Source organism: Arthrobacter sp. RAF14, from assembly GCF_052114185.1.
Lineage (GTDB): Bacteria > Actinomycetota > Actinomycetes > Actinomycetales > Micrococcaceae > Arthrobacter_E.
This window is the reverse complement of the sequence record NZ_JBFREG010000001.1, coordinates 1,432,049-1,456,626: the sequence shown is the minus strand read 5'-3', so window position 1 is coordinate 1,456,626 and position 24,578 is coordinate 1,432,049. Positions and strand designations below refer to the sequence as shown.

23 protein-coding genes and 1 tRNA gene are annotated in these 24,578 nt (G+C 68.4%); 7 read left to right on the top strand and 17 right to left on the bottom strand.

The genetic code is table 11. The features are described 5' to 3' along the window. The 13 genes from AB4Y75_RS06880 to AB4Y75_RS06820 all read right to left on the bottom strand — a co-directional run bounded on the left by AB4Y75_RS06880 (nucleotide 1) and on the right by AB4Y75_RS06820 (nucleotide 13,864). Nucleotides 1–354: a hypothetical protein gene (locus AB4Y75_RS06880; RefSeq protein WP_441435098.1), complete on the bottom strand. Its 354-nt coding sequence runs from the start codon at nucleotides 352–354 to the stop codon at nucleotides 1–3. Beyond that, nucleotides 354–2,357, bottom strand: a complete 2,004-nt coding sequence (locus tag AB4Y75_RS06875; protein WP_441435097.1) for a helix-turn-helix transcriptional regulator — start codon at nucleotides 2,355–2,357, stop codon at nucleotides 354–356. Before AB4Y75_RS06875 ends, AB4Y75_RS06880 begins: the two co-directional genes overlap by 1 nt. A gap of 96 nt (nucleotides 2,358–2,453) precedes the next feature. Next, entirely contained in the window at nucleotides 2,454–2,849 is a 396-nt protein-coding gene (locus AB4Y75_RS06870; protein ID WP_441435096.1) for an FKBP-type peptidyl-prolyl cis-trans isomerase, read from the bottom strand. 38 nt (nucleotides 2,850–2,887) lie between these two features. Then, complete coding sequence (locus AB4Y75_RS06865) at nucleotides 2,888–3,796, bottom strand: FKBP-type peptidyl-prolyl cis-trans isomerase (RefSeq protein ID WP_441435095.1); 909 nt, start codon at nucleotides 3,794–3,796, stop codon at nucleotides 2,888–2,890. Between the two features lie 153 nt (nucleotides 3,797–3,949). Next, nucleotides 3,950–5,314, bottom strand: a complete 1,365-nt coding sequence (pafA, locus tag AB4Y75_RS06860) for a Pup--protein ligase (protein ID WP_441435094.1) — start codon at nucleotides 5,312–5,314, stop codon at nucleotides 3,950–3,952. A gap of 111 nt (nucleotides 5,315–5,425) precedes the next feature. Further along, nucleotides 5,426–6,214: a proteasome subunit alpha gene (gene prcA / locus AB4Y75_RS06855; protein WP_441435093.1), complete on the bottom strand. Its 789-nt coding sequence runs from the start codon at nucleotides 6,212–6,214 to the stop codon at nucleotides 5,426–5,428. Nucleotide 6,215: 1 nt separating this feature from the next. Next, nucleotides 6,216–7,025, bottom strand: coding sequence for a proteasome subunit beta (gene prcB, locus AB4Y75_RS06850; RefSeq protein ID WP_441435092.1), 810 nt, complete (start codon nucleotides 7,023–7,025; stop codon nucleotides 6,216–6,218). Nucleotides 7,026–7,028: 3 nt separating this feature from the next. Continuing rightward, nucleotides 7,029–7,232 carry a ubiquitin-like protein Pup gene (locus AB4Y75_RS06845; protein WP_441435091.1) on the bottom strand — a complete coding sequence of 68 codons (204 nt, stop codon included), beginning with the start codon at nucleotides 7,230–7,232 and terminating at the stop codon, nucleotides 7,029–7,031. A 67-nt stretch (nucleotides 7,233–7,299) separates the two neighbouring features. After that, nucleotides 7,300–8,922: a depupylase/deamidase Dop gene (gene dop / locus AB4Y75_RS06840; RefSeq protein ID WP_441435273.1), complete on the bottom strand. Its 1,623-nt coding sequence runs from the start codon at nucleotides 8,920–8,922 to the stop codon at nucleotides 7,300–7,302. A gap of 47 nt (nucleotides 8,923–8,969) precedes the next feature. Beyond that, complete coding sequence (gene arc / locus AB4Y75_RS06835; protein ID WP_441435090.1) at nucleotides 8,970–10,727, bottom strand: proteasome ATPase; 1,758 nt, start codon at nucleotides 10,725–10,727, stop codon at nucleotides 8,970–8,972. Nucleotides 10,728–10,842: 115 nt separating this feature from the next. After that, nucleotides 10,843–11,886 carry a tRNA (adenine-N1)-methyltransferase gene (locus AB4Y75_RS06830; RefSeq protein WP_441435089.1) on the bottom strand — a complete coding sequence of 348 codons (1,044 nt, stop codon included), beginning with the start codon at nucleotides 11,884–11,886 and terminating at the stop codon, nucleotides 10,843–10,845. Between the two features lie 77 nt (nucleotides 11,887–11,963). Continuing rightward, entirely contained in the window at nucleotides 11,964–13,103 is a 1,140-nt protein-coding gene (locus AB4Y75_RS06825) for a site-2 protease family protein (RefSeq protein WP_441435088.1), read from the bottom strand. Further along, nucleotides 13,100–13,864 carry an HAD family hydrolase gene (locus tag AB4Y75_RS06820; protein WP_441435087.1) on the bottom strand — a complete coding sequence of 255 codons (765 nt, stop codon included), beginning with the start codon at nucleotides 13,862–13,864 and terminating at the stop codon, nucleotides 13,100–13,102. Before AB4Y75_RS06820 ends, AB4Y75_RS06825 begins: the two co-directional genes overlap by 4 nt. 87 nt (nucleotides 13,865–13,951) lie before the next feature. On the opposite strand from AB4Y75_RS06820, the gene AB4Y75_RS06815 reads away from it, so the two are divergent. Beyond that, the gene (locus AB4Y75_RS06815; RefSeq protein WP_441435086.1) at nucleotides 13,952–14,863 is read left to right on the top strand and encodes a PAC2 family protein; all 912 of its coding nucleotides are present in this window, start codon (nucleotides 13,952–13,954) and stop codon (nucleotides 14,861–14,863) included. 112 nt (nucleotides 14,864–14,975) lie between these two features. Here the strand turns inward: AB4Y75_RS06815 and mshC are convergent, their stop codons facing one another. Together mshC and AB4Y75_RS06805 are read right to left on the bottom strand one after the other, a co-directional pair. Next, nucleotides 14,976–16,253, bottom strand: a complete 1,278-nt coding sequence (gene mshC, locus AB4Y75_RS06810; protein ID WP_441435085.1) for a cysteine--1-D-myo-inosityl 2-amino-2-deoxy-alpha-D-glucopyranoside ligase — start codon at nucleotides 16,251–16,253, stop codon at nucleotides 14,976–14,978. 17 nt (nucleotides 16,254–16,270) lie between these two features. Then, on the bottom strand, nucleotides 16,271–17,104 hold the full coding sequence (locus AB4Y75_RS06805) for an undecaprenyl-diphosphate phosphatase (protein WP_441435084.1): 834 nt from the start codon (nucleotides 17,102–17,104) through the stop codon (nucleotides 16,271–16,273). Between the two features lie 112 nt (nucleotides 17,105–17,216). Between AB4Y75_RS06805 and AB4Y75_RS06800 the strand changes: the two genes are divergently transcribed. Next, nucleotides 17,217–17,450, top strand: a complete 234-nt coding sequence (locus AB4Y75_RS06800; protein ID WP_441435083.1) for a DUF5703 family protein — start codon at nucleotides 17,217–17,219, stop codon at nucleotides 17,448–17,450. A gap of 93 nt (nucleotides 17,451–17,543) precedes the next feature. Here the strand turns inward: AB4Y75_RS06800 and AB4Y75_RS06795 are convergent, their stop codons facing one another. Then, nucleotides 17,544–18,878, bottom strand: a complete 1,335-nt coding sequence (locus AB4Y75_RS06795; RefSeq protein WP_441435082.1) for a M20/M25/M40 family metallo-hydrolase — start codon at nucleotides 18,876–18,878, stop codon at nucleotides 17,544–17,546. A gap of 213 nt (nucleotides 18,879–19,091) precedes the next feature. Between AB4Y75_RS06795 and AB4Y75_RS06790 the strand changes: the two genes are divergently transcribed. After that, nucleotides 19,092–19,175 (top strand) — tRNA-Leu (locus AB4Y75_RS06790). Between the two features lie 72 nt (nucleotides 19,176–19,247). Next, nucleotides 19,248–19,748, top strand: coding sequence for an SRPBCC family protein (locus AB4Y75_RS06785; protein ID WP_441435081.1), 501 nt, complete (start codon nucleotides 19,248–19,250; stop codon nucleotides 19,746–19,748). A 46-nt stretch (nucleotides 19,749–19,794) separates the two neighbouring features. Here the strand turns inward: AB4Y75_RS06785 and AB4Y75_RS06780 are convergent, their stop codons facing one another. Continuing rightward, nucleotides 19,795–21,504, bottom strand: coding sequence for a hypothetical protein (locus AB4Y75_RS06780; protein ID WP_441435080.1), 1,710 nt, complete (start codon nucleotides 21,502–21,504; stop codon nucleotides 19,795–19,797). A gap of 295 nt (nucleotides 21,505–21,799) precedes the next feature. Between AB4Y75_RS06780 and AB4Y75_RS06775 the strand changes: the two genes are divergently transcribed. From AB4Y75_RS06775 to AB4Y75_RS06765, 3 genes are all read left to right on the top strand, one after another. After that, complete coding sequence (locus AB4Y75_RS06775; RefSeq protein ID WP_441435079.1) at nucleotides 21,800–23,095, top strand: HelD family protein; 1,296 nt, start codon at nucleotides 21,800–21,802, stop codon at nucleotides 23,093–23,095. 210 nt (nucleotides 23,096–23,305) lie between these two features. Next, on the top strand, nucleotides 23,306–24,025 hold the full coding sequence (locus tag AB4Y75_RS06770) for a hypothetical protein (protein ID WP_441435078.1): 720 nt from the start codon (nucleotides 23,306–23,308) through the stop codon (nucleotides 24,023–24,025). Nucleotides 24,026–24,238: 213 nt separating this feature from the next. Beyond that, complete coding sequence (locus AB4Y75_RS06765; protein WP_441435077.1) at nucleotides 24,239–24,577, top strand: PadR family transcriptional regulator; 339 nt, start codon at nucleotides 24,239–24,241, stop codon at nucleotides 24,575–24,577. Nucleotide 24,578: the final 1 nt, after the last annotated feature.

Genomic DNA, 24,578 nt, shown 5'->3' with positions numbered 1-24,578 from the left:
TTAAATCATAGGGCGCTCAAGGCCCACATCGCGCAGCTTCTGTGCCCGGTGGGCCGCTGCACGACGGACCACACGACGTTGCCGCCGAAGTTCACGGCGCTCGGATTTCCCCGCCTCATAGCGGGCCCGCATCTCCGCCGGATCGGCGTGGATGCCCAGGACTTCCAGCCGGTGCTCCGGAAGCGGAGAACGCGTACTGTCCGAGTCCAACCCGGACAGCATATCCGCCGCGGAGTCCAGCTGACGCATCATGGCGGTGAACTGCCGGAAAAGCTTGATTCCGAGCACCACGAACATCAGAACGCTGAGGGCGAGGATCGCCACCCAGAGAAGAATCCAGAACCACCACGGCATCACTCCAGCCTACCGTTCTCCAGCTGGGAATACCCTCTGAGTGACGCGGCCCCGTAGGAATCCAGGCTCCGTGCCAGCCACTCGCGCACCTGGTCCACCACGGGCTCCGGCCCCACCACGCGCACCGTGCCCCCGGTCTGGGCCACCAGGCCGGCCAGCCAGGAAGGCGACGCGACGGCGAGCTCCGCCAGCACGTCCCCGCCGTCGAGGGCCGCCGTGCGCAGCGCGTTGTACCGGGCCGCCAGCCATCGCGACTCCTCGGAGAAGATCACGAGCACGCGAGGAGCCTGATCGCGGACGCTGAACGGCACCTCATCCACGGCTCCGTCCCACAGCGAGGGGTCCACGGTCTCCTCGGTGATCTCGAGGGAGGCGATCCGGTCCAGCCGGAAGTTCCGGGCGGCCCCCGCCCGGTGGCACCAGGCGTCCAGGTACCACTGCTGATCCACGGAGCGGAGCCTGCGGGGGTCGATGAGCCTCTCGGTCAGCTCGTCCCGGCTCGGAACCACGTACTCGATGCGGACCCGGACGCCGCGTTCCAGTGCCGCGCGGAGCTGAGCCAGGTGCCGGCCCAGGTTTCCGGAAGGCGCCATGCGGACCTTGATCGCTTCGGCGAGGGCCAGCGAGTCCCCCGCGGCGCCCGCCAGGCGGAGACGCAGCGACTCGATGGCGTCGGCGTCACCGCCGATGCCAAGCTCTGAGAGGGCGTCCAGGCCCACCAGAAGCGTCCAGGCCTCCTCCGGGGAGAAACGGATCGGCTGAGCCAGGTCCAGGGCGTTGTTGATCCACACCCGCTGGCCGTCGTCCACGATGTCCATGAGGTCGTTGTGATAGCCCTCTGGCCGGCCGACCATCATGATGCGTTCGAGGTCATCGTCCAATTGGCGCCCGGTGATGCCGAACTCGGCCGCCAGCTCCGATTTGAGGATGCCGCCGTGGCGGACCAGGAACGGGATCATCCCCAGCAGACGGCGGACCGTTGTCTCGGACGAGGACTTCGGCCCGCGCTTCACCGGCGGGGACCGGAACTCGGTGACTTCGGCCGGCCGGGACAGTGCCGTGACCGCGGCCTGGAGCCGCGAGACCACGGCGTCCCGCAACCGGGCGGGCTCCACCAGCTGCACCGTGGGTGCCACGGCGGCGAGTTCGTCCAGGAAGGCCGACTCGTCCTGATAACTGAGAGTGGCGTGATCCCCGTCGACGTGCGTGGCCCGGGCCCGCCACTGCGCTCCCCCACCGTGCGGCAGCCTGACCACGGCCCGCTGCTCCGGGTATGCCTCCATCGAATCGAGGGCGGCGGCGATCGAGAAGTCCTGCGGTGGAGCGTACCGCTTTCGGGCATCGACCTCGACGGCCGTGGTGATGCGGCTCAGGCGGAACGTCCGCTGCGCGCCACGGTCCAGGTCATGGCCGACCACGTACCACTGGCCGGAGCGGTTGCCGAGCCCGTACGGCTCAAGCCGCCGGGTGGTGGCCTCGGCCGCGCCGGCCGCCCGGTAACCGAACCGGACCGGATGGCGACCGGCCAGTGCCCGGTGGAGCGCCTCCAGGGCGGCGCCACCCGTGGTGACGCGGGGCAGCACGGGCGAGGGCGCGCCGTCGTCGGGCTCCTGGCCGTCGGACAGCTTGCGGAGCGCCGCACTGCCCGCAGACCGCAGACTCGCCTGCTCCCAGAGCTGCGCGGCGAGCTGGAGCAGCAGGCGTTCCTCGGCCGTCAGATGCAGGACGGGCAGGAGGTACTCCCCCGGGTTCACGCGATAGCGGGCCCCGGCGGAGTCGTCGACATCGAACGTCTCGTCCTCCACGACCTCCAGCGGGACACCCATGTCCCGCAGTTCGGCCTTGTCCCGCTCGAACATGCGTTCGATCGCGGCGTCGTTCATCCCCTCTGCGCGGCAGTACGCGTACACGGTGGATTCCAGGTAGGCCCTGGTGTGGCCGCGGGGGCTGGACAGCAACGCGATCAGCAGATTGAGGATTCGTTCAGTCTTTCGGGCGGACACCAGTTCAGCGTACTAAAGACCGGCCCCGGCATGCGCCAAGAGCCGCCTCCCGGAGGAAGCGGCCCTTGGATCGCCTGACGGCTGTGAGCGGATGGCTCAGCGCACCCCGACGAGGTCCACCACGAAGATGAGGGACTCGTTGGGAGCGATCGCTCCACCGGCGCCACGGGAGCCGTACGCCAGTTCGGACGGGATCTCCAGACGACGGCGGCCGCCGACCTTCATGCCCAGCAGACCCTGGTCCCAGCCCTGGATGACCTGGCCGACGCCGACACGGAAGTCGAGCGGTGCGCCACGGCCCCAGGAGGAGTCGAACTCCTCGCCGGTGGACCAGGCGACGCCGACATAGTGGGTCGAGACGGTGGAACCGGGCGTCGCTTCCGCGCCGTCGCCCTCGATGAGGTCGACGATGCGGAGCTCCGTGGGAACCTCACCTTCCGGGAATTCGATCTCCGGCTTGGTGCGGTCGTAGTCACGCTGACCGAATGACATGGATACTCCTCTTCAGCTTTCGAGTGGTTGGTGGGAGTTTACTGGACGCCGAGGATGTCCACGACGAAGACCAGATCGCCCGAGGGGCGGCCCTGAGCGGCCTTGGCGCCGTACGCGTCCGCGGCCGGGATGACGAGCAGGACGCGGGAACCCACGGTCTTGCCCGTCAGGCCCTTGGTCCAGCCCGGGATGACGCCCGTCAGCGGGAAGGTGGCCGGCTTGCCGGTCTTGAAGCTCGAGTCGAAGACCTTGCCGTCGGCCAGACGAACACCCGTGTAGTTGGCCACGATGGTGTCGCTGCTCTTGACGGTGGCGCCCTTGCCCTTGATGAGGTCCTGGGCGATGAGCTGCTTGGGAGCCGCGACGCCCTTGACGTCGATCGTCGCCTCCTGCTTGTCGTTCACCGTGACCTTCGGCAGGCCCGCCGGCGGGGTGACGGCGTCACCTTCCGGCTTGGAGAGCACCGGCGGGATGTCCGTGGCACTGAAGACGTGCAGGACCAGGAGCTGGGTGGGGCCCTGACCGCCCTGGCCGGGCATGGCGATGGCGAGGTCCGAGCCCTGCTTCACGCCGAGAATCGCCTTGTAGAGGGGCTCATTGCCCTTCTTCAGCGCGTCGTTGAGCGGAAGGGACTCGTGGTTGGAAAGATAGGTGTCCGCCAGCTGGGAACCGTCCTGGCCGTTGTAGGCGAGATAGCCGACCTCCGCCTTCTGGTTCTCCTTGATCCGCTCGCCGTTGCCCTCGCGGAGCACCTTGATGGTGGTCTCCGTGACGGACAGGGGCTTGGCGAACTCCACGCGAGGGGCCTTGCCTGCGCCCTGGTCGTTGATCTTCACCGTGCTGAGCTTGGAGGTGTCGCCGGCCGGCTGGCTGCTGGGCTCCGAGGTGTTGCCGCAGGCCGTCAGCAAGAGGACGGCGGGGACGAATGCCGCGAGAATACGTCGCAATGGTCGTCTTTCCACTAGAAATCAGGGGGTCCGCGCCCCTCCGGGGAAAGGCACGCCCACCATCGTAACGGAGCAGGCTGTGAAGTCACCCGACAGCGTCAGGTCAAGGCCGACGTCGAGCACTCGCGTCGGAGCTCAACGCACGCCAGGGCGTCAGCCCATGCTCGCGATCAGCGCATCCACCCGCTCGTCCTGCGCCGCGAAGGGGTCTTTGCAGATCACCGTCTGATGCGCCCGGTCGTTGAGCTTGAGGTGGACCCAGTCCACGGTGTAGTCACGTCCGAGCTCCTGAGCCCGCCGGACGAATTCCCCGCGGAGCCGCGCCCGGGTGGTCTGCGGTGCGACAGTGCCCGCCTCACGGCTCTGTGCGTCGGTGACCACCCGGCGCGCCAGACCGCGCTGCTCCGTCAGGTAGAACAGGCCCCTCTGACGGGAGATGTCGTGATAGGTCAGATCGATCTGAGCCAGGCGCGGAGAGTCGAGGCCGAGCCCGTGACGCAGTGCGTAACGGTCCATGAGCTTCTTCTTGATGGCCCAGTCGATTTCGGTGTCGATGCCGCCGTAGTCGCCGGACCTGACCGCCTGGAGCGTCCGCTTCCACAGGTCCAGGATCTGGCCGACGTGTTCGTGGTGCTCACCCTCACGTTCCACGAAGTCGGTGACCCACTGCAGGTACTCCTCCTGGATCTGGAGGGCCGTGAGCTGCCGCCCGGTCGCGAGCTTGACCAGCACCTGACCGCTGAGATCCCGGGAGATCTCCCGGATGCTCCTGATGGGGTTCTCCATCCGCATGTCCCGCATCATGGCGCCGGCCTCCAGAGCCCGGAGGACCAGATCCACGGAGCCCGCCTTCAGCAGCGTCGTGGTCTCCGACATGCTCGAATCGCCCACGATCACATGAAGGCGCCGGAAATGCTCGGCGTCGGCGTGGGGCTCGTCGCGGGTGTTGATGATCGGGCGGGACCGGGTGGTGGCCGAGGACACGCCTTCCCAGATGTGGTCGGCTCGCTGGGAGAACGCGTACAGCGCGCCTTGCGGGGTGTTGATGATCTTCCCGGCGCCCACCAGGAGCTGCCGGGTGACCAGGAACGGGATGAGCACGTCCGCCAGGCGGTTGAACTCCCCCTTGCGTGGAATCAGGTAGTTCTCATGGCTGCCGTAGGAGTTGCCGGCGGAGTCGGTGTTGTTCTTGAAGAGGAAGATCCTGCCTTCGAACCCATCGGCGGTCAGGCGTTCCTCGGCCTCCTGGCAGAGCTCCTCCAGGATCAGCTCACCGGCCTTGTCATGGGCGATGAGCTGCGGCAGCGAATCGCATTCGGCCGTGGCGTACTCCGGGTGGGACCCGACGTCGAGATAAAGGCGGGAGCCATTGGCCAGGAACACATTGGAGGAGCGTCCCCAGCTCACCACTTTGCGGAACAGATAGCGTGCCGCCTCCTCGGGAGCCAGCCGGCGGGTGTTGCTGCCGACATAGGAGATGCCGAACTCCGTCTCGATGCCAAAAATCCGCCGGTCCATGCCGCCCTTTCCATTCTGTTCACACCAACATGCACCATCACGGGCGCGCGCTCTCACCGGCGACGCCGGCCAAGACCCCGCCGTCGGGTCCTGTCCACTGCTCCCCTGGGGTCATTCCTCCAGGAGACGCTGCAGCGCGTCCTGCCGCAGGCGCCGGAACGCCCTGCGCCGGGATCGCCAGCTGCCGGGTTCCCGGTCCAGGACCGCGACCTCCAGACCCACCGCGGCCACCGGCGCCGGAGCCTCCGGATGATCGGGCGCGCGGGCCGCGACGCCGTCGGGCTCGGTCACCGCGGTCCCGCCCGGGCCGACGACGGCTTCCGGGGCTGCCGTCGCGGCCGCCAGGGCCCGCGTGGCCAGCCTCAGGGCTTCACCCAAGGTCAGATCGGCCCGCCACCCGGACCGGAGAACCTCGGTCACCCGGTCACTGCGGCCGCCCATGGCCACGAAGCTGCGTTCGTCCGTGATGGAGCCGTCGAAGGTGAGACGGAAGATGTGATCTCCCGCCTGCGTCGCTCCCACTTCGGCGACGGCCAGTTCCACCTCGAACGGTTTCTGTTCGGCGGTGAACACGGAGCCGAGGCTCTGGGCGTACACGCTCGCCAGGCCACGAGCCGTGACGTCACTCCGGTCGTAGGAATAGCCGCGGACGTCGGCGTAACGGACGCCGGCTTGCCGCAGGCTCTCGAACTCGTTGTACTTGCCCACCGCAGCGAAGGCGATCCGGTCGTAGATCTCCCCGATCTTATGCAGGGAGTTGGAGGTGTTCTCCGCGACCAACGCGATTCCGGCGGCGCACGAGAGGACCACCACCGAACGGCCCCGGGCGATGCCCTTCCGGGCGAAGTCCGCCCGGTCCTTCATGATCTGTTCCGGCGAGACGTAGAACTGCTGTGACATCTCAGGCCTCCCGTCCCTGGGCGGTGCGATCCGACAGGACCTGTGCGGCGATGCCCTTCACGACGTCGTCCGCCACCCGCCGGCTTCCGTCGGAATCGGCCACGTAGACCACCGGCCACAGCTGGCGCACCAGATCGGGTCCGCCCGTGGCCGAATCGTCGTCGGCCGCGTCATACAGGGCCTCGACCGCGACCCGTACGGCTGCCGCCTCCTCCAGCCCGGGCTTCCAGAGTTTCTTCAGCGCGCCCCGGGCGAACGTCGAACCCGAGCCCACGCTGTGGTGTTCGTGCTCCTCGTACCGGCCGCCCGTCACGTCATAGGAGTAGATCCTCCCGGACGCCAGCGCGGGTTCGAATCCGGCGTAGAGCGGCACCACCGCCAGGCCCTGCTGGGCCATGCCGAGGTTGCCGCGCACCATGGCGGCGAGGCGGTTGGCGCGTCCTTCCAGGCTGAGGGGCGTGCCCTCGATCTTCTCGTAGTGCTCGAGCTCCACCTGGAAGAGCTTGACGATGTCCACGGCGAGACCGGCTGTTCCCGCGATACCCAGCAAGGAACTCTCGTCGGCCGCGAACACCTTCTCCATGGTGCGGGAGGCGATCAGATTGCCCATGGTCGCGCGCCGGTCCCCTGCCATCAGGACACCGCCGGCCGTCTGAAGCGCCACGATCGTGGTCGCGTGGGGCACCTGCAGGCTCGCCGCGCCCTGCACCGCCGTCGAGCCGAACGGCAGCAACTCCGGCCTGGTGGCCGTCAGGTGCTCCAGGAAGGAGGCACTGGCCTCAGCGGGCAGGCGGGCGGCGTCGCTGGACACGGCCTACTGGCCGCCCTTCTGGACGAAGCCACGGACGAACTCCTCGGCGTTCTTCTCCAGCACGCCGTCGATCTCATCGAGCAGGTCGTCGACTCCCTGGGTCGCCTCGCTGGCCTGGGCCGCGGGAGCGGCCGGTACGGGCGTGTCCGTCTCCTCGATCTGCTCCTCGCCGCGAGAGCTCGGGTTGATCTGTTCCTGGCCTGCCATGATTCCTCCTCGGATTGTCCTCTACTGCCATCCTGCCACTTCAGAGGCGGGCTTGCAGCAGCTCAGCTCACTGTTCCGGCAGGAGCGCCCGGAGGAATTCCCCGGCGTCCTGATGATGCTCGAAAAGCGGCCCCGTGAGGGCCTGTGTTCCGCGCAGCGGCTCTCGGGTCGGGATCCGCGTCGCCCTGCTCTGTCCGGGCAGACGGAAGATCACCGAGTCCCAGCTGGCGCCCGTGACGGCCCGGGGGTAGCGGCTCAGGCACATGCCCCGGAAGTACGCCCGGGTGTCCGTGGGAGGCGCCGCCGCGGCCGCCGCGATCTCACGGTCGTCCACCAGCTTGTCCATGCGCCCGTGCTTCACCAGGCGGTGGTACAGGCCCTTCTCGGGGCGGATGTCCGACCACTGGAGGTCGATCAGCCCGAGCCTCGCGTCATCCCAGGCCAGGCCTCCGCGGTCCCGGTAGCCCTCCAGGAGCCGCAGCTTGGCGAGCCATTCGACGCGGTTCGCGGCGCGCTCATCGCCCCGCTCCACCCAGCCGAGCGTCTCCTCCCAGGCCGTCAGCAGGGCGTGGGTGTGGCCGTCACCCTGGGTGGGATGGCCGGCGCCGCTCTCCTCCGCGAAGGCCCGTGCCGCCTCGTAGTACAGCCACTGGAGCTCGACGGCGGTCATCCGCCGCCCGTCGATCAGCCGCACCTGCTGTGCCAGCGTGGTGTCGTGGCTGATCTGCTGCAGCGCGGCCACGGGCTCGAACACCTGGAGCCGGGGGACCCTGCCCGCCTCGATGAGACCGAGCACCAGGGACGTGGTGCCGAATTTGAGGTAGTTCGCATACTCGGAGAGGTTCGCGTCCCCGATGATCACGTGCAGCCTGCGGTACTTGTCCGCCGTCGCATGCGGCTCGTCACGGGTGTTGACGATCGGGCGGCGGATCGTGGTCTCGAGGCCCACCTCGGCTTCGAAGAAGTCGGCCCGCTGGCTGATCTGATAGCCGCTGCCACGGCCGTCCTGGCCCATGCCGAGCCGGCCCGCGCCGCACAGCACCTGACGGCTGAGGAAGAACGGGATGAGGCCTTCGGCGATGGAGGAGAACGGAACAGCGCGCGGCATGAGGTAGTTCTCGTGGCTGCCGTAGGAGACCGCCTTGTTGTCCGTGTTGTTCTTGTACAGGTTGACCGGCCCGGAGCCGTCCTCCGCGTCCAGCGAGCGGATCGCCTCGAGGGCCACCAGGTCGCCGGCGGCATCCCAGATGACCGCGTCCCGCGGGTTGGTCACCTCGGGACTCGAATACTCCGGATGAGCGTGGTCCACATAGAAACGCGCCCCATTGCCCAGCACCATGTTCATGAGGGGCTGCTCGCCCGATTCGACGTCCGAGTAGTCCAGCTCGGCCCGGCCGTGGGCCAGGGCGACGGCCGTCGCGTCCAGGACGGGTTCGACGTCGGTGAGCTGGCTCGGGTGCGCGTGGGCGCGGGGCATCGACCAGCCCCGCGCGTCATGCAGGGGTTCCTCGTCGCTGTAGTCCCAGCCTGCGGCCGTCCGGCGGTTCCCAGCCCCGGAATCGGTCCCGGCGGCGGATTGCCGTGCCGAGGTCAGCCGTGCGTAGGCGTCGATCACCCGGGCGGAGAGCACCGTGGCGTTCGCCGATGGGGCCTGCGGCGCATGGATCCCGTACTCGGTCTCCGAGCCCATCACACGGATCACACCGCCGTCGCCGGCTCCGGGCAGCCCGGAAGCGCTCACAGGTACTGTCCCGTGTTGGTGGCGGTCTCCAGGCTCTTCCCGGGCTCCTGCCCGCCCTTCCCCTGCACGATGGTCCGGATGTAGGTGATCCGCTCGCCCTTCTTGCCGGAGATGCGGGCCCAGTCGTCCGGATTGGTGGTGTTCGGCATGTCCTCGTGCTCACGGAACTCATCCGTCACGGCACGCAGGAGATGGTCGATCCGCAGGCCCTTCTCGCCGCTCGTGAGCAAGTCCTTGATGGCGTACTTCTTGGCGCGGTCCACCACGTTCTGGATCACGGCGCCGGAGTTGAAGTCCTTGAAGTAGAGGATCTCGCTGTCACCGTTGGCATAGGTGACCTCGAGGTACTCGTTGGACTTGTCGGTCGAGTACATGGACTCCACCGTGCGCTCGATCATCCCGCGGACCGTGGCGGCGTGATCGCCGCCGTGCTCGGCGACGTCCTGCGGGTGAAGCGGCAGATCGGTGGTGATGTACTTCGCGAAGATGTCCGCGGCCGCCTCCGCGTCGGGACGCTGGATCTTGACCTTCACATCAAGGCGTCCGGGGCGCAGGATGGCCGGGTCGATCATGTCCTCACGGTTGGAGGCGCCGATCACGATCACGTTGTCCAGGCGCTCCACGCCGTCGATCTCGCTGAGCAGCTGAGGGACGATCGTGGTCTCCACATCCGAGGAGACGCCGGTGCCGCGAGTGCGGAACAGCGAGTCCATCTCGTCGAAGAAGACCACCACGGGGCTGCCGTCGCTGGCCTTCTCCCGGGCGCGGGCGAAGATCAGGCGGATGTGCCGTTCGGTCTCGCCGACGTACTTGTCCAGCAGCTCCGGGCCCTTGATGTTCAGGAAGTAGCTCTTCAGCTCGGCGGCGCCGGAACGCTCAGCGGCTCGGGCCGCGAGGGAGTTGGCCACGGCCTTGGCGATCAGGGTCTTGCCGCAGCCCGGGGGGCCGTAGAGCAGGATGCCCTTGGGCGCCTTGAGCCCGTGTTCGCGGTACAGGCCCGGGTGGAGGAAGGGCAGTTCGACGGCGTCGCGGATCTGCTCGATCTGGGGTCCCAGGCCGCCGATGTCCTCGTAGCTGATGTCCGGGACGTCCTCCAGGACCAGGGTCTCGACCTCGCTCCGGTCGACCTTCTCCAGGGCGAAACCGGTGCGGCCGTCCACGGAGACCGCGTCGCCGACGCGGACACCGCGGTGGCGCAGCGGCCCGGAGAGCCGGATGACCCGCTCATCGTCCGTGCGGCCCACCACCAGGACGCGGTCGTGGCCGATCAGCTCCTTGACGGTGACGACCTCGCCGGCCTGCTCGAAGCCGAGTCCCGCGATCACCACGAGGGCCTCGTTCAGCAGGACCTCCTGGCCTACTGCCAGCTGGTTGATGTTGACCAGTGGGCTGATGCCCACGCGCATCTTCCGGCCGCCGTTGAAGACGTCCACCGACTCCTCCACGGAGGCGTTGGCGCTGGCGCCGGGGGCGGGCTCCCGGCGGTGATTGAGCTGAGCGATCGTGGCGAAGCTGTACGGCGGCTGGCCTTCCTGCTCCAGCGCGGCCTTGAGCCGCTGGATCTCCGTCTTGGCGGTCTCCAGCATCCCGACCAGGCGGGAGTTGTTCTGCGTGGCGGAGGACAGCTGACGGTCCACATTGCGGAGCTTGTCCCGCAGCACGTTGATCTGCCGTTCGGCGATGCTCAGATGCGCCGCGTTGTTCCGGGCCTCGTTCCCGGCGTCGCCGTTCGTGCCCAGCGTGTCCTCACTCATGGTGGCCAGCCCTCTCGTGGAAAGTCCTTGTGCCGTCACCTTCGACACTAGCGCGTTCCGCCCGGGATCGCGCTCAGGTGCCCACGATGTGACTGTTCAGGCCTCCGACCTGGGATTACTCCCCGGACGCCGGCTCCTCGGGATCCTCCACCTGGGTGCCGGCCATGGCGTCGCGGGCCGCGCGGCGGAGCTTGCGGTCCGAGTACGGGCGCTCCCCGACGCTCGCCGGCGTCCAGGCGTTCATGTCCTCTTCGGTGAACTCGGTCTTGGCGCGCTTCTTCAGGGCCAGACCGTCGACGCCGTCCGCGAGACGGCGGGTGACCAGGAGGAAACCGGTGTGGCCCACCATGCGGTGGTTCGGGCGCACGGCCAGGCCCTCGAGGTGCCAGCCGCGGACCATCGACTCCCAGGCGTCGGGCTCGGTGAAACGGCCGTCGGCCCGGATGGCCTCGGCCGTGCGGGACAGCTGGGTCGCGGTCGCGACGTAATTGATCCAGACGCCGCCCGGCGCCAGCACCGTGGCGACGGCGTCGAGGCACTCCCACGGGGCGAGCATGTCCAGGACCACGCGGTCCACGCTGCCGGGGGCTTCGGCCTTGACGACCTCGTCCTGGAAGTCCCCCAGGCTGATCTGCCACGCGGGGTGGGGGCCGCCGAAGATCGTCTCGACGTTGCCACGGGCGATGTCGGCGAACTCCTCGCGGCGTTCGAACGAGTGGAGGTAGCCGTTGTCGCCCACCGCACGGAGCAGCGAGATGGACAGCGCGCCGGAGCCGACGCCGGCCTCGACCACGCGTGCGCCCGGGAAGATGTCCGCCATGGTGACGATCTGACCGGCGTCCTTGGGATAGACCACCGCGGCGCCACGGGGCATCGAGAGGACGAAGTCGCTGAGGAGCGGGCGCAGGGCCTGGTACTGCTGGCCGATGTTGTTCACGGCCACGCTGCCGTCCGGCTGGCCGATGAGGTCGTCGTGGTTGAGGAAGCCACGGTGTGTGTGGAACGCGCCGCCCCGTTCCAGGGTGATGGTGTTCATCCGCCCCTTCTCATCGGTGAGCTGGACCCGCTCCCCCACCCGGAACGGCCCACGGCGTCGAGCGGCGCCCACCGCCTGGCGGCCTTCCGCGGGGATGGCCTGGGGGGTTTCCTGGTTGCTCATGGCGTGTTCCTTCTCCTGTGCGCCGCGTCGGACGCGCGTGGGGCTTGGGCGAAATGTCCGGGAATCAACTGTACCCGTCAGCGGGTGCCGCGGTGGCCGGGGCCTTCCGGGCGTCCCGTGATCGCGGCCACGACGGTGGCCTGGCGCAGGAGGCCGGTCACACGGCCCTGCTGATCGACGACGGCGTAGCGGTCGCCGTCCAGCGCCGAGAGGTAGTCGATCAGTTCCTTCCCTCCGGCGTGCTCCGGGACGTAGGCGCCCGGGGCGAGCGGCACGCTCACGGCCGTGACCGGCGTCGTCGGCAGGAGGTCGGCGGGCACTGCGGAGATGGCGGCCGGGTCGACGACGGCCTGCGGGCTGCCATCCGGGGCGATGACCACGAAGGAGGTGCCCGGCCGGGCGATGGTGAAGAGCTGCGCCACCGGGAGGTCCCGCGGAACACCCACCGCCGGTTCGGCCAGCTGGACGGCGCGGATGGCCGGAAGCCTGCCGCGCATGCGCGCCACCCGGATGGCCTCGCCGGCCCCCATCCAGAGGAACCCGGCCACCAGCGCGGTGACGACGGCGAACTTGAAGTCGAGACCCTCTCCGAGCAGGTACGGCCGGACGATGAAGTAGAGCACGATCAGGATGACGATGATCCGGCCGGCCCAGCCCGCAGCGATGGTGCCTTTGTCCCGGTTCCCGGTGCTCTTCCAGACGACGGTCTCCACGAGGCGTCCGCCGTCGAGGGGCAGCCCGGGCAGGATGTTGAAGAGGGCGATCACGAAGTTGGTCCAGGGGAAGATCCACAGCAGGAAGTCCCCCACCCCTTCGGGATGGACGAACGCCGCGACGGTCCAGCCGAGGCCCGCCAGGACGAAGTTGGCCGCCGGTCCGGCGAACGCCACCAGGACGGACCGCCACGGCGTCGCGTCGAACTCGGTGAACTGCGTGTGGCCGCCCCAGAGGTTCAGCACGATCTTCTCCGACTTCCAGCCGAAGATCATCGCGGTGAGCGCGTGAGCCAGCTCATGCACCAGGACGGACAGGAGCAACAGCACCGCGTAAGCGAAGGCCGCGATGTAGGCCCAGACACTCTGACCCGAGCCGGCCAGCATCGGTCCGACCGTCAGCACGGTGAACGCGGCGATGATGAACCAGGAGTAGGCGAGGTAGATGGGGACGCCCCAGAGTCGGCCGAGCCGCAGCCCGTCCCGGCTTGCCACAGCACTCACGCAGTGACCATCCCGTCTTCGGGATCGAACCCCGTGTCCGCCCCCACCCAGTGCCCGTGCAGGGCACGCTGCACGGCGGAATGGTCCTTCTGGACCAGCGTGTCCCAGCGCGTGAAACGTCCGGAGAACTCCGGCAGGGGAACGGTGTGCGGAATGCCGATCGTGACGGCTCCGGACGCCAGGCCCGCACCGACGCCCGGCACGGAGTCCTCCAGCGCGACGAAGTTCTCCACGCTCAGGGCGGACTCCGTGGCCTGCATGGTCGCCATGGCCTGGAGATAGGCCTCGGGGTCGGGCTTGCCACGGGTGACGTCGTCACCCGTGACCAGGAATTCGAAGTACTTGTGGGGCAGCTTCTCCACCACCAGGCTCGCGAGCGGACGCTCGCTCATGGTGACCAGGGCGCAGCGCACGCCGTTCGCCGTCAGCGAATCCAACATCTCCTGCGCGCCGGGACGCCACGGAACCGCTTCTTCAATGCGTTCCATGACGCGGGTGGACAGCGTGGAGATGATCTGACGTTCGGGCAGACGCACGCCGGCGGCCTGCAGGATCCGGGCGCTGCGGTCCAGGGCCTGGCCCACCAGCTGCACCGCCTGGGCGTGGCTCCACGTGCCGCCGAAGCTCTCCACGAGTTCATGTTCCGCCGCGATCCAGTACGGCTCGGTGTCCACCAGGGTTCCGTCCATGTCCCACAGCACGGCCCGCAGGGCGGGTTCAGGACGGCGGTCACCGGGAGGCAGAGGTGCTGGAGACAACATGGGCCCAGTCTACGGGGCTGTGATGTGCGGGAACGTCCGCATGTCCCACCTCTTGAGCCGGGCGGAGTCCGTCGTAGGGTAGAGCCCATGGAGAACTTCGACGACCCCGAGGGTCTGCAGGACGAGGCCTTCCTTCCCCTGCACCAGGGCAGGAAGCGCAGCACGGTTCTCATTGCGGCCTTCGAAGGGTGGAATGACGCCGGTGAGGCTGCGAGCGACACCATCAAGTTCCTGAGCAAGGCCTGGCACGCCCGGAAAGTCTCGGTCCTGGAGCCGGACGACTATTACGACTTCCAGTTCACCCGGCCCACGGTCCGCACCACGGGCTCCGGGGAACGGCGTCTGCGATGGCCCGGAACCCGGATCCACCAGGCCAGCATCCCGGGTGTCCCGGTGGACGCCATCCTGGTCAGCGGTGTCGAGCCGTCCTACCGCTGGCGGGCGTTCACGGCCGAGATCCTGGCGCAGGCCGAGGAACTCGGCGTGGATCGCGTGGTCCTGCTGGGTGCGCTCCTGGCCGACGTGCCCCACACCCGGCCCCTTCCCGTGACGGTGACGACGGATGACAGGGCACTGCAGGAACGCCTGAATCTCGAGCCGTCCACGTATCAGGGCCCTACCGGCATCGTCGGCGTGCTCGGCGACCTGGCCCGGCTGGCGGGCCTACCCGCGATCTCGCTCTGGGCGACCGTGCCGCACTACGTGGCCCAGTCCCCTTCCCCGAAGGCTCAGCTCGCGCTGCTGCACCGCATCGAAGAGCTTCTCCAGATCCCGCTCGATCCGGGCGATCTCGTGGAGGACGCTGAAGCGTGGGAACGCGGGGTCAACGAGCTGTCGTCCGAGGATCCGGACATCGCAGGGTACGTGCGCCAGCTGGAGGAGGCCACGGACACCGCCGAACTGCCCGAGGCCTCGGGCGAGTCCATCGCACGGGAGTTCGAACGGTATCTGCGGCGTCGCGGCAAGGGCAACGGCCACCCGCACGCCGACCCGTCCTGAGCGGCAGCACTCCTGAGCGGCAGCACTCCGGAACGCAGACGACGACGGCGGTAACCCGCCGTCGTCGTCGTCGTTCAAGGCCCGCTCATCACGGTGCGCCGTGGCTCCGTTCTCAGAGCTCCACGCCGAGCAGCGCGTTCACGGAGTCGGCGACCAGGCTGGCGTCATTCACGCTGGCCGGACCACCGGCACTGAGTGCGGCGTCAGCCCAGGCATCCAGGGCTTTCAGGGCGCCGGGCGCATCGAGATCGTCGGCCAGACGCTCGCGCAGTGTCGCCAGCAGAGGACCCGCGGAAGCTTCCGGCGCATGGTCGAGGGCTTCGCGCCACCGGGCGACCCGCCGTTCCGCCTCGTGCAGGAGCTCATCGGTCCAGAACCAGTCGGTGCGGTAGTGGTTCGCCAGGACCGCACTGCGAATGGCCGCAGGCTCCACGCCCTGGCGGCGCAGAGCGGAGACCAGCACCAGATTGCCGCGTGACTTGCTCATCTTCTCGCCGTCGAGGCCCACCATGCCGGTGTGGGCGTAGTGCCGGGCCATGGGCTCCCCGGTGAGGGAGTACCAGTGGCCGGCGCCCATCTCGTGGTGCGGGAAGATGAGGTCCGATCCGCCCGCCTGGATGGTGAACGGGGACGGCAGGAAGCGCTGCGCGATCACGGTGCATTCGATGTGCCAGCCGGGACGGCCGCGGCCGAGCGAGCCGCCTTCCCAGCAGGGTTCACCGTCACGGGCCACGCGCCACAGCAGCGGGTCGAGGCGGTTGCGCTTGCCGGGGCGGTCCGGATCGCCGCCGCGCTCGGCGAAGAGGGGAAGCATCTCCTCTTCGCTCAGCCCGGACACGGCGCCCAGTTCCCACGCCTCGACATGCTGACCCTCGGCGTCGGCCGCGGCGACGTCGTAGTAGACGTCCCCGTCCGGCTCGCCCTCGGCGCCCGGAACCCGGTAGGCCAGGCCCGAGGCCACGAGGCGCTCGATCTCGGGGACGATCCACGGGATCGCCTCGACCGCGCCGACATAGTGCGCGGGTGCGACGACGTTGAGGGCTTCCATGTCCTCATGGAACAGCGCGGTCTGATCGACGGCCAGCTCACGCCAGTCCTGGCCGGTGGCCGTGGCCCGCTCGAGGAGCGGATCGTCCACGTCCGTGACGTTCTGGACGTAATCCACCTGGCTGCCCGCATCGCGCCAGGCGCGATTGAGCAGATCGAAGGCCAGATATGTCGCCGCATGACCCATGTGGGTCGCGTCATAGGGGGTGATCCCGCAGACGTACATCGACTGTTCGGCCTGCGGCTGGATGGTGGCGAAGGCTCCGCGCGAGGTGTCGTAGATCCTGAGCGGCGGCATGGTTCCGGGCAGTTCAGGTACGGGGCGCGTCTTCCACGATTTCACGCCTTTCAGCCTATCGCTCAGGCGGGGATGACCCCGAATCCGAGCAGCAGGTAGAGCGCGGCGCCGAGTCCGATGCGGTACCAGACGAACGCCTGGTAGCCGCGGCTGGAGATGAACTTGAGGAACCAGCCGATGATCACATAGCCGACGGCGAAGGCGATGAGCGTGGCGAGGGCGGTCTCCCCCAGGCCATACGGTCCGGCCGCCTCGGAGCCTTTGAGCACCTTGAAGAGCTGGTAGAAACCGGAGCCGAAGACGGCGGGGATCGCCAGGAGGAACGAGTACCGGGCCGCCGCCTCGCGGGTGTAGCCCATGAAGAGGCCGGCCGTGATGGTGCCGCCGGAGCGGGAGACGCCCGGGATGAGGGCGAGGGCCTGCGCGAATCCGTAGAGGACGCCGTGCTTGACCGTCAGATCCTTGAGCTGACGGTCCTGCTTGCCGAAGACGTCCGCCACGGCCAGGATCATGCCGAACACGATCAGCGTGGTGGCCACGATCCAGAGGGAGCGGAAAGTGCTCTCGATGTAGTCCTGCAGCAGGATGCCGAGGACGACGATCGGGATGCTGCCCAGGATCACGAGCCAGCCCATGCGGGCATCCGGATCGTCCCGGGGCACGCTGCCGCGCAGGGAGCCGAACCAGGCCTTGACGATCCGGACGATGTCCTTCCAGAAGAAGAGCAGGACGGCCGTTTCCGTGCCGAGCTGGGTGATGGCGGTGAAGGCCGCCCCGGGATCGGAGGCATTCGGCAGGAACTCCCCCAGGATGCGCAGATGTGCGCTGGATGAAATGGGGAGGAACTCGGTCAGGCCCTGTACCAGGCCGAGAAGTATGGCTTCGATCCAATTCATGTAGACGACCTTACGTCATGGCCTGCGGGCCCCTGCGGAGGCCGTCTCGGCCTCTCCGGCGAGTTACGTCATGGGGCAGGATTTTCCGGGGCAGGAGTGGTAGACATCTCACATGAAGGAACAGATTCTGCCGCGGTCCGTGGAACAACGTCTGTACCAGGACCGGAATTACGAGTACATGGTCATCAGTGTCGAACGCGACGAGTCGCTGCCCGAGGCGCGACGACGGGTGCTGGAACACAGCGAATACGGCAAATGGGAACTTCACCGCTCCGTCCTCTACCTGGGCGGGCATCGGCGCTACTGGATGCGGCGCAGGGTCATGAACGTCGCGCGGACGATCTGACGGGCTCACACGCACAGCCGGCCCCGGCGGGGGCACCGTGCCGCAGGCGGGGCGCCGCCCACCGGGGCCGGCCGTCAGGTGGGATTCAGCGGATCAGTAGCGTTCCAGCAGATCCGAGAGGACCCGGGTGCCGAAGCGGAGCGACTCGAGCGGCACCCGCTCGTCCACCCCGTGGAACATCCCCGTGAAGTCGAGTTCCTCGGGCAGCTGCAACGGCGCGAAGCCGTAGCCCGTGATGCCGAGCTGGGCCAGGGACTTGTTGTCGGTCCCGCCGGAGAGCGTGTACGGAAGCACGGTGGCCTCCGGGTCGTGCCGCTGGAGGGAGTCGACCATGGCGTCCACGAGGTTGCCCGCGAAAGGAACCTCCAAGGACACGTCCTTGTTCACGTAGCTGAGTTCGATCCCTTCGCCTGCCAGCTGACGGATGGTCTCGAAGACCTGCTCCTGCTGGCCGGGCAGGGTGCGGCAGTCCACCAGCGCCTCCGCCGTCTCGGGGATGACATTGTGCTTGTACCCACCACTGAGCAGCGTCGGGTTGGACGTGTTCTGCAGCGTCGCGCCCACGAACCGTGCCACGGTGCCCAGTTCCTTGAGGATGATCTCCGGATTGTCCGGATCGAACTCGACCCCGGTCAGCTCGGTCACGCCGTCCAGGAACTGCCGTGTGGTGGGGGTGAGTTCGATGGGCCACTCGTGCTGTCCGATACGCGCGACGGCGGCGGCCAGCCGCGTGACGGCGTTGTCCGTGTTGATCTGCGAACCGTGTCCGGCCCGGCCGTGCGCCACGAGCCGGAGCCAGGAGAGGCCCTTCTCCGCGGTCTGCAGAAGGTAGGCGCGCTTGCCGCCGATGGTGGACGAGAAACCGCCCACCTCCGAAATGGCCTCCGTGGCGCCGTCGAAGAGTTCGGGACGCTTGCTCACCGCATAGCGTGCCCCGTAGTCACCGCCGGCCTCCTCGTCCGCGAAGAAGGCGAACACCAGATCCCGCTTCGGCTTGATGCCGCGCCGTGCGAAGTCCCGCAGGGTCGCCAGGATCATGGCGTCCATGTCCTTCATGTCCACGGCGCCGCGGCCCCAGATCATGCCGTCCTTGACCTCGGCCGCAAAGGGATCGACGCTCCACTGCTCGCGCAGTGCCGGCACGACGTCGAGGTGGCCGTGCACCACCAGGGCACTCGCGCTGGGGTCCTGGCCCTCCATCCGCGTCACGACACTCGCTCTGCCGGGCGCGGATTCGAAGATCTCCGGCTCCAGACCCACTTCGGCCATGAGGCCGGCCACGTACTCCGCGGCCTTCCGTTCTCCGGGACCGTTGTTGTCCCCGAAGTTGGTGGTGTCGAAGCGGATGAGTTCGCGGCAGATGTCCACCACTTCCGCTTCGGCCGGAGACGTCCCCTGGGAGGGGGTGACGGATTCCTGGGTGCTCATCGTTTCGCCTTTCCGCGCCGCTGCCGAACTGATCTCTCCCAGCCTAGTGCCGCCCCTCCTGAGGTGGGCGTTCGACCGTTAACGCCCCGAAACCTGACGAAGTCCCAGCTCAGCCCGGATTTCGCGTTTCAGGGAAATGCGTGTAGAGTATTTCTCGTTGCCCCGGCGGCCTGAACAGCGGAAACGCGGTCCAGACGGCCGGATCACCCAGATGCGCGGGTGGCGGAATGGCAGACGCGCTAGCTTGAGGTGCTAGTGCCCGAATAGGGCGTGGGGGTTCAAGTCCCCCTCCGCGCACAAAGCGAAGGCTCCCGGTCCCAGACCGGGAGCCTTCAGTGTTTTCCGGGCGTCCCCTGCCAGAATGGCCCCATGACGCCGCGTCTCTTCGACCTCCGGTCCACCTGGCATCTGCCCGCGCCGGCCGGGAAGGTCTGGGACGTTCTCACCGACCTGGACCTCCGTCCGGGCGAACCGGTGTGGTGGCCCGGCTGCACCGTGGCCGCTCCCCTCGTCAGGACCGGCCCGTCCGACGCTCCGGGTGCCGATGGGCTGACGGGGATCACCGCCTTCCTGAGGTTCCATACCCCGCTCGGTTACTCGCTCACCGTCAGCATCCACCCCACGCTCTCGGTTCCGCCGCGGGAACTCGCCTTCGACGCCGGTGGGGATCTGGAGGGGCGAGGCGGGATCGTGCTCACCCCCGAAGGTCCCGAGGGTCCCACCACGATGGACATCCGGTGGACGGTCCGCCCGACCCGTCGCTGGATGAACCTCCTGGCCCCTGTGGCCGCGCCGGTCTTCGTCGCCGCTCACGCCCACACCATGCGAAAGGGCGAGCAGGGTCTGGCGAAGGCGCTCGACGAGGGCTGAGTCCCCGGAACAGCCGTCGCCCGGCTAAGGTCCCCTGCCCTTCGGCTCACACTCTCGCGGCGAGCGCCGTGATGCCGGTCCGCAGGAAGGCGAACGGATACAGCAGCACAGGCGCCACCAGTAACACGTTCCCGCCGGTCAGGTCCTGTCCGATCATGAGCCAGGGCAGCCCGAAGGTCAGGACCAGCGCACTGAGCAGGTAAAGTCCCAGTTGCCACCAGGGGTTGGGCGGCAGCTTCTTGTCCGGATCGCTGGAGCGGGTCCGCGACTTCTTCCGGCGCCGCTCAAGCAGTCCGTGGAGACTGTTCCAGATCATGCCGTTGAGCACCCAGATCAGCACCGCGGCCAAGGCGAACGCGGACAAGGACAGCACGGCCCAGTCCTCGGAGTCCGCCCAGTCGTACGGCGCTCCACCGCAGAGCCAGGTCAGCCAGGAGACGGGGTCGGCCTCGCACCGGGCCGCGTTCCTCACCGTGGTCCGGGAGGCCAGCCAGGACATCACCGTGGGAGCGCACAGCAACGCCGCGACGAGTGACGCCAGGCGGGTGACTCCGAGGCTCTTCACCATGACGCGGTGCGGCCGGAGCCGCGGGTCATCGGGCAGACCCGTGAGCACGGGCGGGACCGGCTCCCCCGCCGCCGGCCACACCGGCGCCTGCGGCGGGGTGGTCAGAAGGAGCCGGGCCAGCGGATCGATGAGTTCGATGCGGTTGCGAGAGTAGACCACATGGTCGTAGACCAGTGCCGATCGGTTGTAGACAGGATGTTCCTCCGGACCCGATCCACCGTCACCGGCACTCGCCCGGTCGAAGATCTTGCGGAAGATGGCCGAGCGGCCGTCCATGGCACGTGAGATGGGACCGGCCGGCACGAAGTCCATCTTGCCCCAGACATTGATCCACCTCGGCCGGCAGGGCACGTCGAGCCAGTCCTGGACCGGGTCACTGCCGTCGGTGCCGCCCCACTCCGCATAGCCGAGAAGATCGATGCCGCTGCCCACACTGACGAAATTGGTGGCCCTGACCGGATGATCGCTTCGCTGGAAGAGCACTTGACCGACGATCGCGGCACCCTGGCTATGGGCCACGACCGTGATGGGCACCCCGGCGTCGCCGTTCCAGGGGGCCAGCGTCTCCCTGATCCGCTGGCGCATCGCAGCGGCCTGCATCTGCTTGCGCTTCCAGACCTGGGGGTCTCCGAGGAAATCCGCGAACAGGGCGAGGAGCCGGCTGACGAAACGTCCCAGGACCGGGACCTTCGCCAGGATCATCAGGACCAGTCCCAGCGCCAGGATCCCCGCGATGAGGAGCGCGCCACCGACCGCCACCGCCGCGATGAACGGAATCAGCAGTAACCAGTTGAGCATCCTGGCGGGCAGGATCCGCTCGTGGGCGGCCGGGCGGAAGGTCCACCACACGAGCCGCAGGCAGCGCTTGTACACGGTCCAGGCCTGACTGACGGCCCACCAGAACGTGGCGCCCACGGTCGCCGGTTCGAAATCCTTCCCCCAGGACGCCTCGGTCATCAGGACGTTCAGATACTCCGCGTGGCCCGCAGCGGAGCACCCCTTGAGCACCTTCACCCGGGCTTCCGGCGCGTCGCCGACCGCGGTGGCCTGAGTGATGATGAGCGGCGGATGGTCTTCGGCGCCGTCGCACTCCAGGGCGAGGTCATGCAGGCTGAGCATGAGCGGCTGCGCCCACTCCTGAAGCGTGCCTCCCTTGAGTGCGCGGCCCATGCCATGCACGAACAGCACCACATGATCCGGAGCCTCCACCCCGGGTGGCCCGGCGACCGGGGGCTCAGGTGGATCGCATGGCCGCTTCCGTCGACTCCACATGACTCATCTTCCGTCCGGACGGCGGAGAAGGAAAGGGCGAGCAGGAAAGGGCGCAGGCGACGCGCCGGATCGAAGGGGACGCCGCTCGGGTGGAGGGGACGAGACACTTCCCCTCATTCTCAATCTATAGCGCACCAGGGGGCTTGCGGCAAGGCCCCCCGGATTGCTGCACAGTAGGGGGTTCACCGACACGACACGAGGAGACGCCTCCGTGGCAGCCAGCACCCCGTCCGTCCACCCCGAGCCCGACGACGCCACCCCCTTCACCTCCGGATCGTCCCCTGCCGCCGGCGTCTTCCGGCTACCGGAACGCCTCGCCGCCAAGGCCGATCCCACCCTGATCGCCGGGGATGAACGGCACTTCGCGGCGATCGCCGAGAATCTGGACCGCACCCGTGCCGAGCTGACCGCGCGGCTCGATGCCGCACGTCGCGCCCCAGGCCGCTCGGGACAGCAGGCCGTGGACCGGGACGCCGAGATCCGGCGGCTCACCGGACGCCTGCGCGCCCTCGAACGGTACGGGCTGGATCTGTGCCTGGGCCGGTTCATCGCCGAGGGCACTCCCGAGCCGGTCTACATCGGGCGGCTGGGCCTCACGGACGCCGACGGCGACCGCCTCCTGGTCGACTGGCGCGCCCCCGCCGCGGAACCGTTCTCCAGCGCGACGCACGCGCATCCGCAAGGGCTGGTGAGCCGTCGTCGTTACCGCTGGAGCGGAGGCCACGTGACCGACTACTGGGATGAGGCCTTCGCCGCCGAGGGGGTGCAGGGCAGTGCGTCGCTCGGCGATCTGTCCGCTTTCATCGCGAGCCTCGGGCACAGCCGCACTCCGCGCATGCGCGACGTCCTCGGCACCATCCAGGCTGATCAGGACGCGATCATCCGCGCCTCCTCACGGGGTGCGCTCGTGGTCGACGGCGGACCCGGCACCGGGAAGACCGTGGTGGCACTGCACCGGGCGGCCTACCTCCTGTATGCGGATCCCCGTCTGAGCCGCGGCCGAGGCGGCGTTCTGCTGGTCGGACCGCACCGCCACTATCTCTCCTATGTGGCGGATGTGCTGCCGGGCCTGGGAGAGGAAGGCGTGCAGGCGTGCACCGTCCGGGATCTGGTGCCGGAAGGCGCCTCAGCCCGCACCGAACGCGATCCGGAGACGGCCCGGCTCAAATCCACGGCTGACATGGTGCGGGCGATCGAGAAAGCCGTCCGGTTCTACGAGGAGCCGCCGACCCGCGAGCTGCTGGTGGAGACCCCGTATCTGGATGTCCTGGTGCGTCCCGAGGACTGGGCGGAGGCCTTCGCCGCGCCCGCCTCGGGCACGCCTCACAACGAGGCGCGCGGCGAGGTCTGGGACGAGCTGCTCGCCCTCCTGGTCTCCTCCGCCGACGACGGCGAGGTGGATCCTCCCGCCCTCCGCTCGGCTCTGGCGCGGAACGCCGAACTCACGGCCGCGTTCAACCGCGCATGGCCTCTGATGGACCCCGCGGTGCTGGTGAGCGATCTCTAGCGCGTTCCCGCGTACCTCTCCTTCTGCGCACCCTGGCTCACCCCGGAACAGGTCCGTCTCCTGCAGCGCACCGACCCCCGGGCATGGACCACGGAGGACCTTCCCCTGCTCGACGCGGCACGGCTCCGGCTGGGCGACCCGGATGCGGCCCGGCGCGCTCGCAGGCAACGCGCGGAGCAGGCCTCGGAACGGGCATTGATGGATCGGGTCGTGGAGGACCTGATCGCGTCCGACGACTCGGAGATGCTGGTGATGTCGATGCTGAAAGGCGCGGATCTTCAGGAGAGCCTGGGCGACGAAGGCATCCTCGCCGCGCCGTCTCCGGATGCTCTTGCGGGGCCGTTCGGGCATGTGATCGTGGACGAGGCCCAGGAGCTCAGCGACGCCGAATGGCGGATGATCCTGGCGCGGTGCCCGTCCGGGAGCCTCACGATCGTCGGGGACCGCGTCCAGGCACGGCACGGATTCCAGGAGAGCTGGACCGAACGGCTCCAGAGGATCGGCATTCCCGACGCGCGCGTGGCCACCCTCGGCATCAACTACCGGACGCCGGAAGAGGTCATGGCGGAGGCCGCCCCCGCGATCCGTTCGGCGCTGCCGGATGCCAACGTCCCCACCTCGGTCCGCAGCAGCGGCCTTCCGGTCCGTCGCGGCACCCCGGATGAGCTGGACACCGTGCTGAGGGACTGGCTGACGTCGAACCCCGAGGGCATCGCGTGCGTCATCGGGCCCGTCCTCCTGGAGTCCAGCAGCGCCGCGCCGGCCGATCCCCGAGTGAGCCGCCTGACGGCCGCGGAGGCGAAGGGCCTGGAGTTCGATCTGGTGGTGCTCCTGGATCCCGACGGCTTCGGGCCCGGCGTTGAAGGTGCGGTGGACCGCTACGTGGCCATGACCAGGGCGACCCGGGAGCTGGTGATCCTCAGCCGCTGACACGCGACACCCTGCTGCCCCCGCCGTCGAGGGCCATGATCAGCCGTTTCTTTCCGTGCCGGACGCCGCACCCGGCGGCACTCGCCCGGCTCTTCCGCCGGGGCGGCGCGGTGACGCCGGAAAATTCTTTGCTATTCAGTCTTGCTAGGTACCGGTAGTCAGTGATACTTTCTAGTGGTACCAAGCATTACTGAGTAGTGAAAGGAGGAACCGATGGGCAAGCAGATGACCGAGATGCTCAAGGGCACTCTGGAGGGCATCGTCCTCGCACTCCTGGCCGAGCAGCCGGCCTACGGATATGACATCACCGCACGGCTGCGGGACCGGGGCTTCGCAGACATCGCGGAAGGCACCATTTACGCCCTGCTGGTCCGGCTCGAGCAGAAGAAGCTCGTGGACGTCCAGAAGGTGCCGAGCGAGAAGGGACCGCCCCGCAAGGTGTACACCCTCAACGCTCACGGCTCGCAGGAGCTCGAGGAGTTCTGGAAGACCTGGACCTTCCTCGCACAGCACATCGAACAGCTGAACAAGACCGGAAACAAGGAGAACTGAT

What these genes read in the sequence shown, in the direction of transcription:
- AB4Y75_RS06880 (WP_441435098.1), bottom strand. Translation starts at nt 354, where the DNA reads ATGCCGTGGTGGTTCTGGATTCTTCTCTGGGTGGCGATCCTCGCCCTC.
- AB4Y75_RS06870 (WP_441435096.1), bottom strand. Translation starts at nt 2,849, where the DNA reads ATGTCATTCGGTCAGCGTGACTACGACCGCACCAAGCCGGAGATCGAA.
- pafA (WP_441435094.1), bottom strand. Translation starts at nt 5,314, where the DNA reads ATGGACCGGCGGATTTTTGGCATCGAGACGGAGTTCGGCATCTCCTAT.
- prcA (WP_441435093.1), bottom strand. Translation starts at nt 6,214, where the DNA reads ATGTCACAGCAGTTCTACGTCTCGCCGGAACAGATCATGAAGGACCGG.
- AB4Y75_RS06845 (WP_441435091.1), bottom strand. Translation starts at nt 7,232, where the DNA reads ATGGCAGGCCAGGAACAGATCAACCCGAGCTCTCGCGGCGAGGAGCAG.
- dop (WP_441435273.1), bottom strand. Translation starts at nt 8,922, where the DNA reads ATGGGCTCGGAGACCGAGTACGGGATCCATGCGCCGCAGGCCCCATCG.
- arc (WP_441435090.1), bottom strand. Translation starts at nt 10,727, where the DNA reads ATGAGTGAGGACACGCTGGGCACGAACGGCGACGCCGGGAACGAGGCC.
- AB4Y75_RS06830 (WP_441435089.1), bottom strand. Translation starts at nt 11,886, where the DNA reads ATGAGCAACCAGGAAACCCCCCAGGCCATCCCCGCGGAAGGCCGCCAG.
- AB4Y75_RS06820 (WP_441435087.1), bottom strand. Translation starts at nt 13,864, where the DNA reads ATGTTGTCTCCAGCACCTCTGCCTCCCGGTGACCGCCGTCCTGAACCC.
- AB4Y75_RS06815 (WP_441435086.1), top strand. Translation starts at nt 13,952, where the DNA reads ATGGAGAACTTCGACGACCCCGAGGGTCTGCAGGACGAGGCCTTCCTT.
- AB4Y75_RS06805 (WP_441435084.1), bottom strand. Translation starts at nt 17,104, where the DNA reads ATGAATTGGATCGAAGCCATACTTCTCGGCCTGGTACAGGGCCTGACC.
- AB4Y75_RS06800 (WP_441435083.1), top strand. Translation starts at nt 17,217, where the DNA reads ATGAAGGAACAGATTCTGCCGCGGTCCGTGGAACAACGTCTGTACCAG.
- AB4Y75_RS06795 (WP_441435082.1), bottom strand. Translation starts at nt 18,878, where the DNA reads ATGAGCACCCAGGAATCCGTCACCCCCTCCCAGGGGACGTCTCCGGCC.
- AB4Y75_RS06785 (WP_441435081.1), top strand. Translation starts at nt 19,248, where the DNA reads ATGACGCCGCGTCTCTTCGACCTCCGGTCCACCTGGCATCTGCCCGCG.
- AB4Y75_RS06765 (WP_441435077.1), top strand. Translation starts at nt 24,239, where the DNA reads ATGGGCAAGCAGATGACCGAGATGCTCAAGGGCACTCTGGAGGGCATC.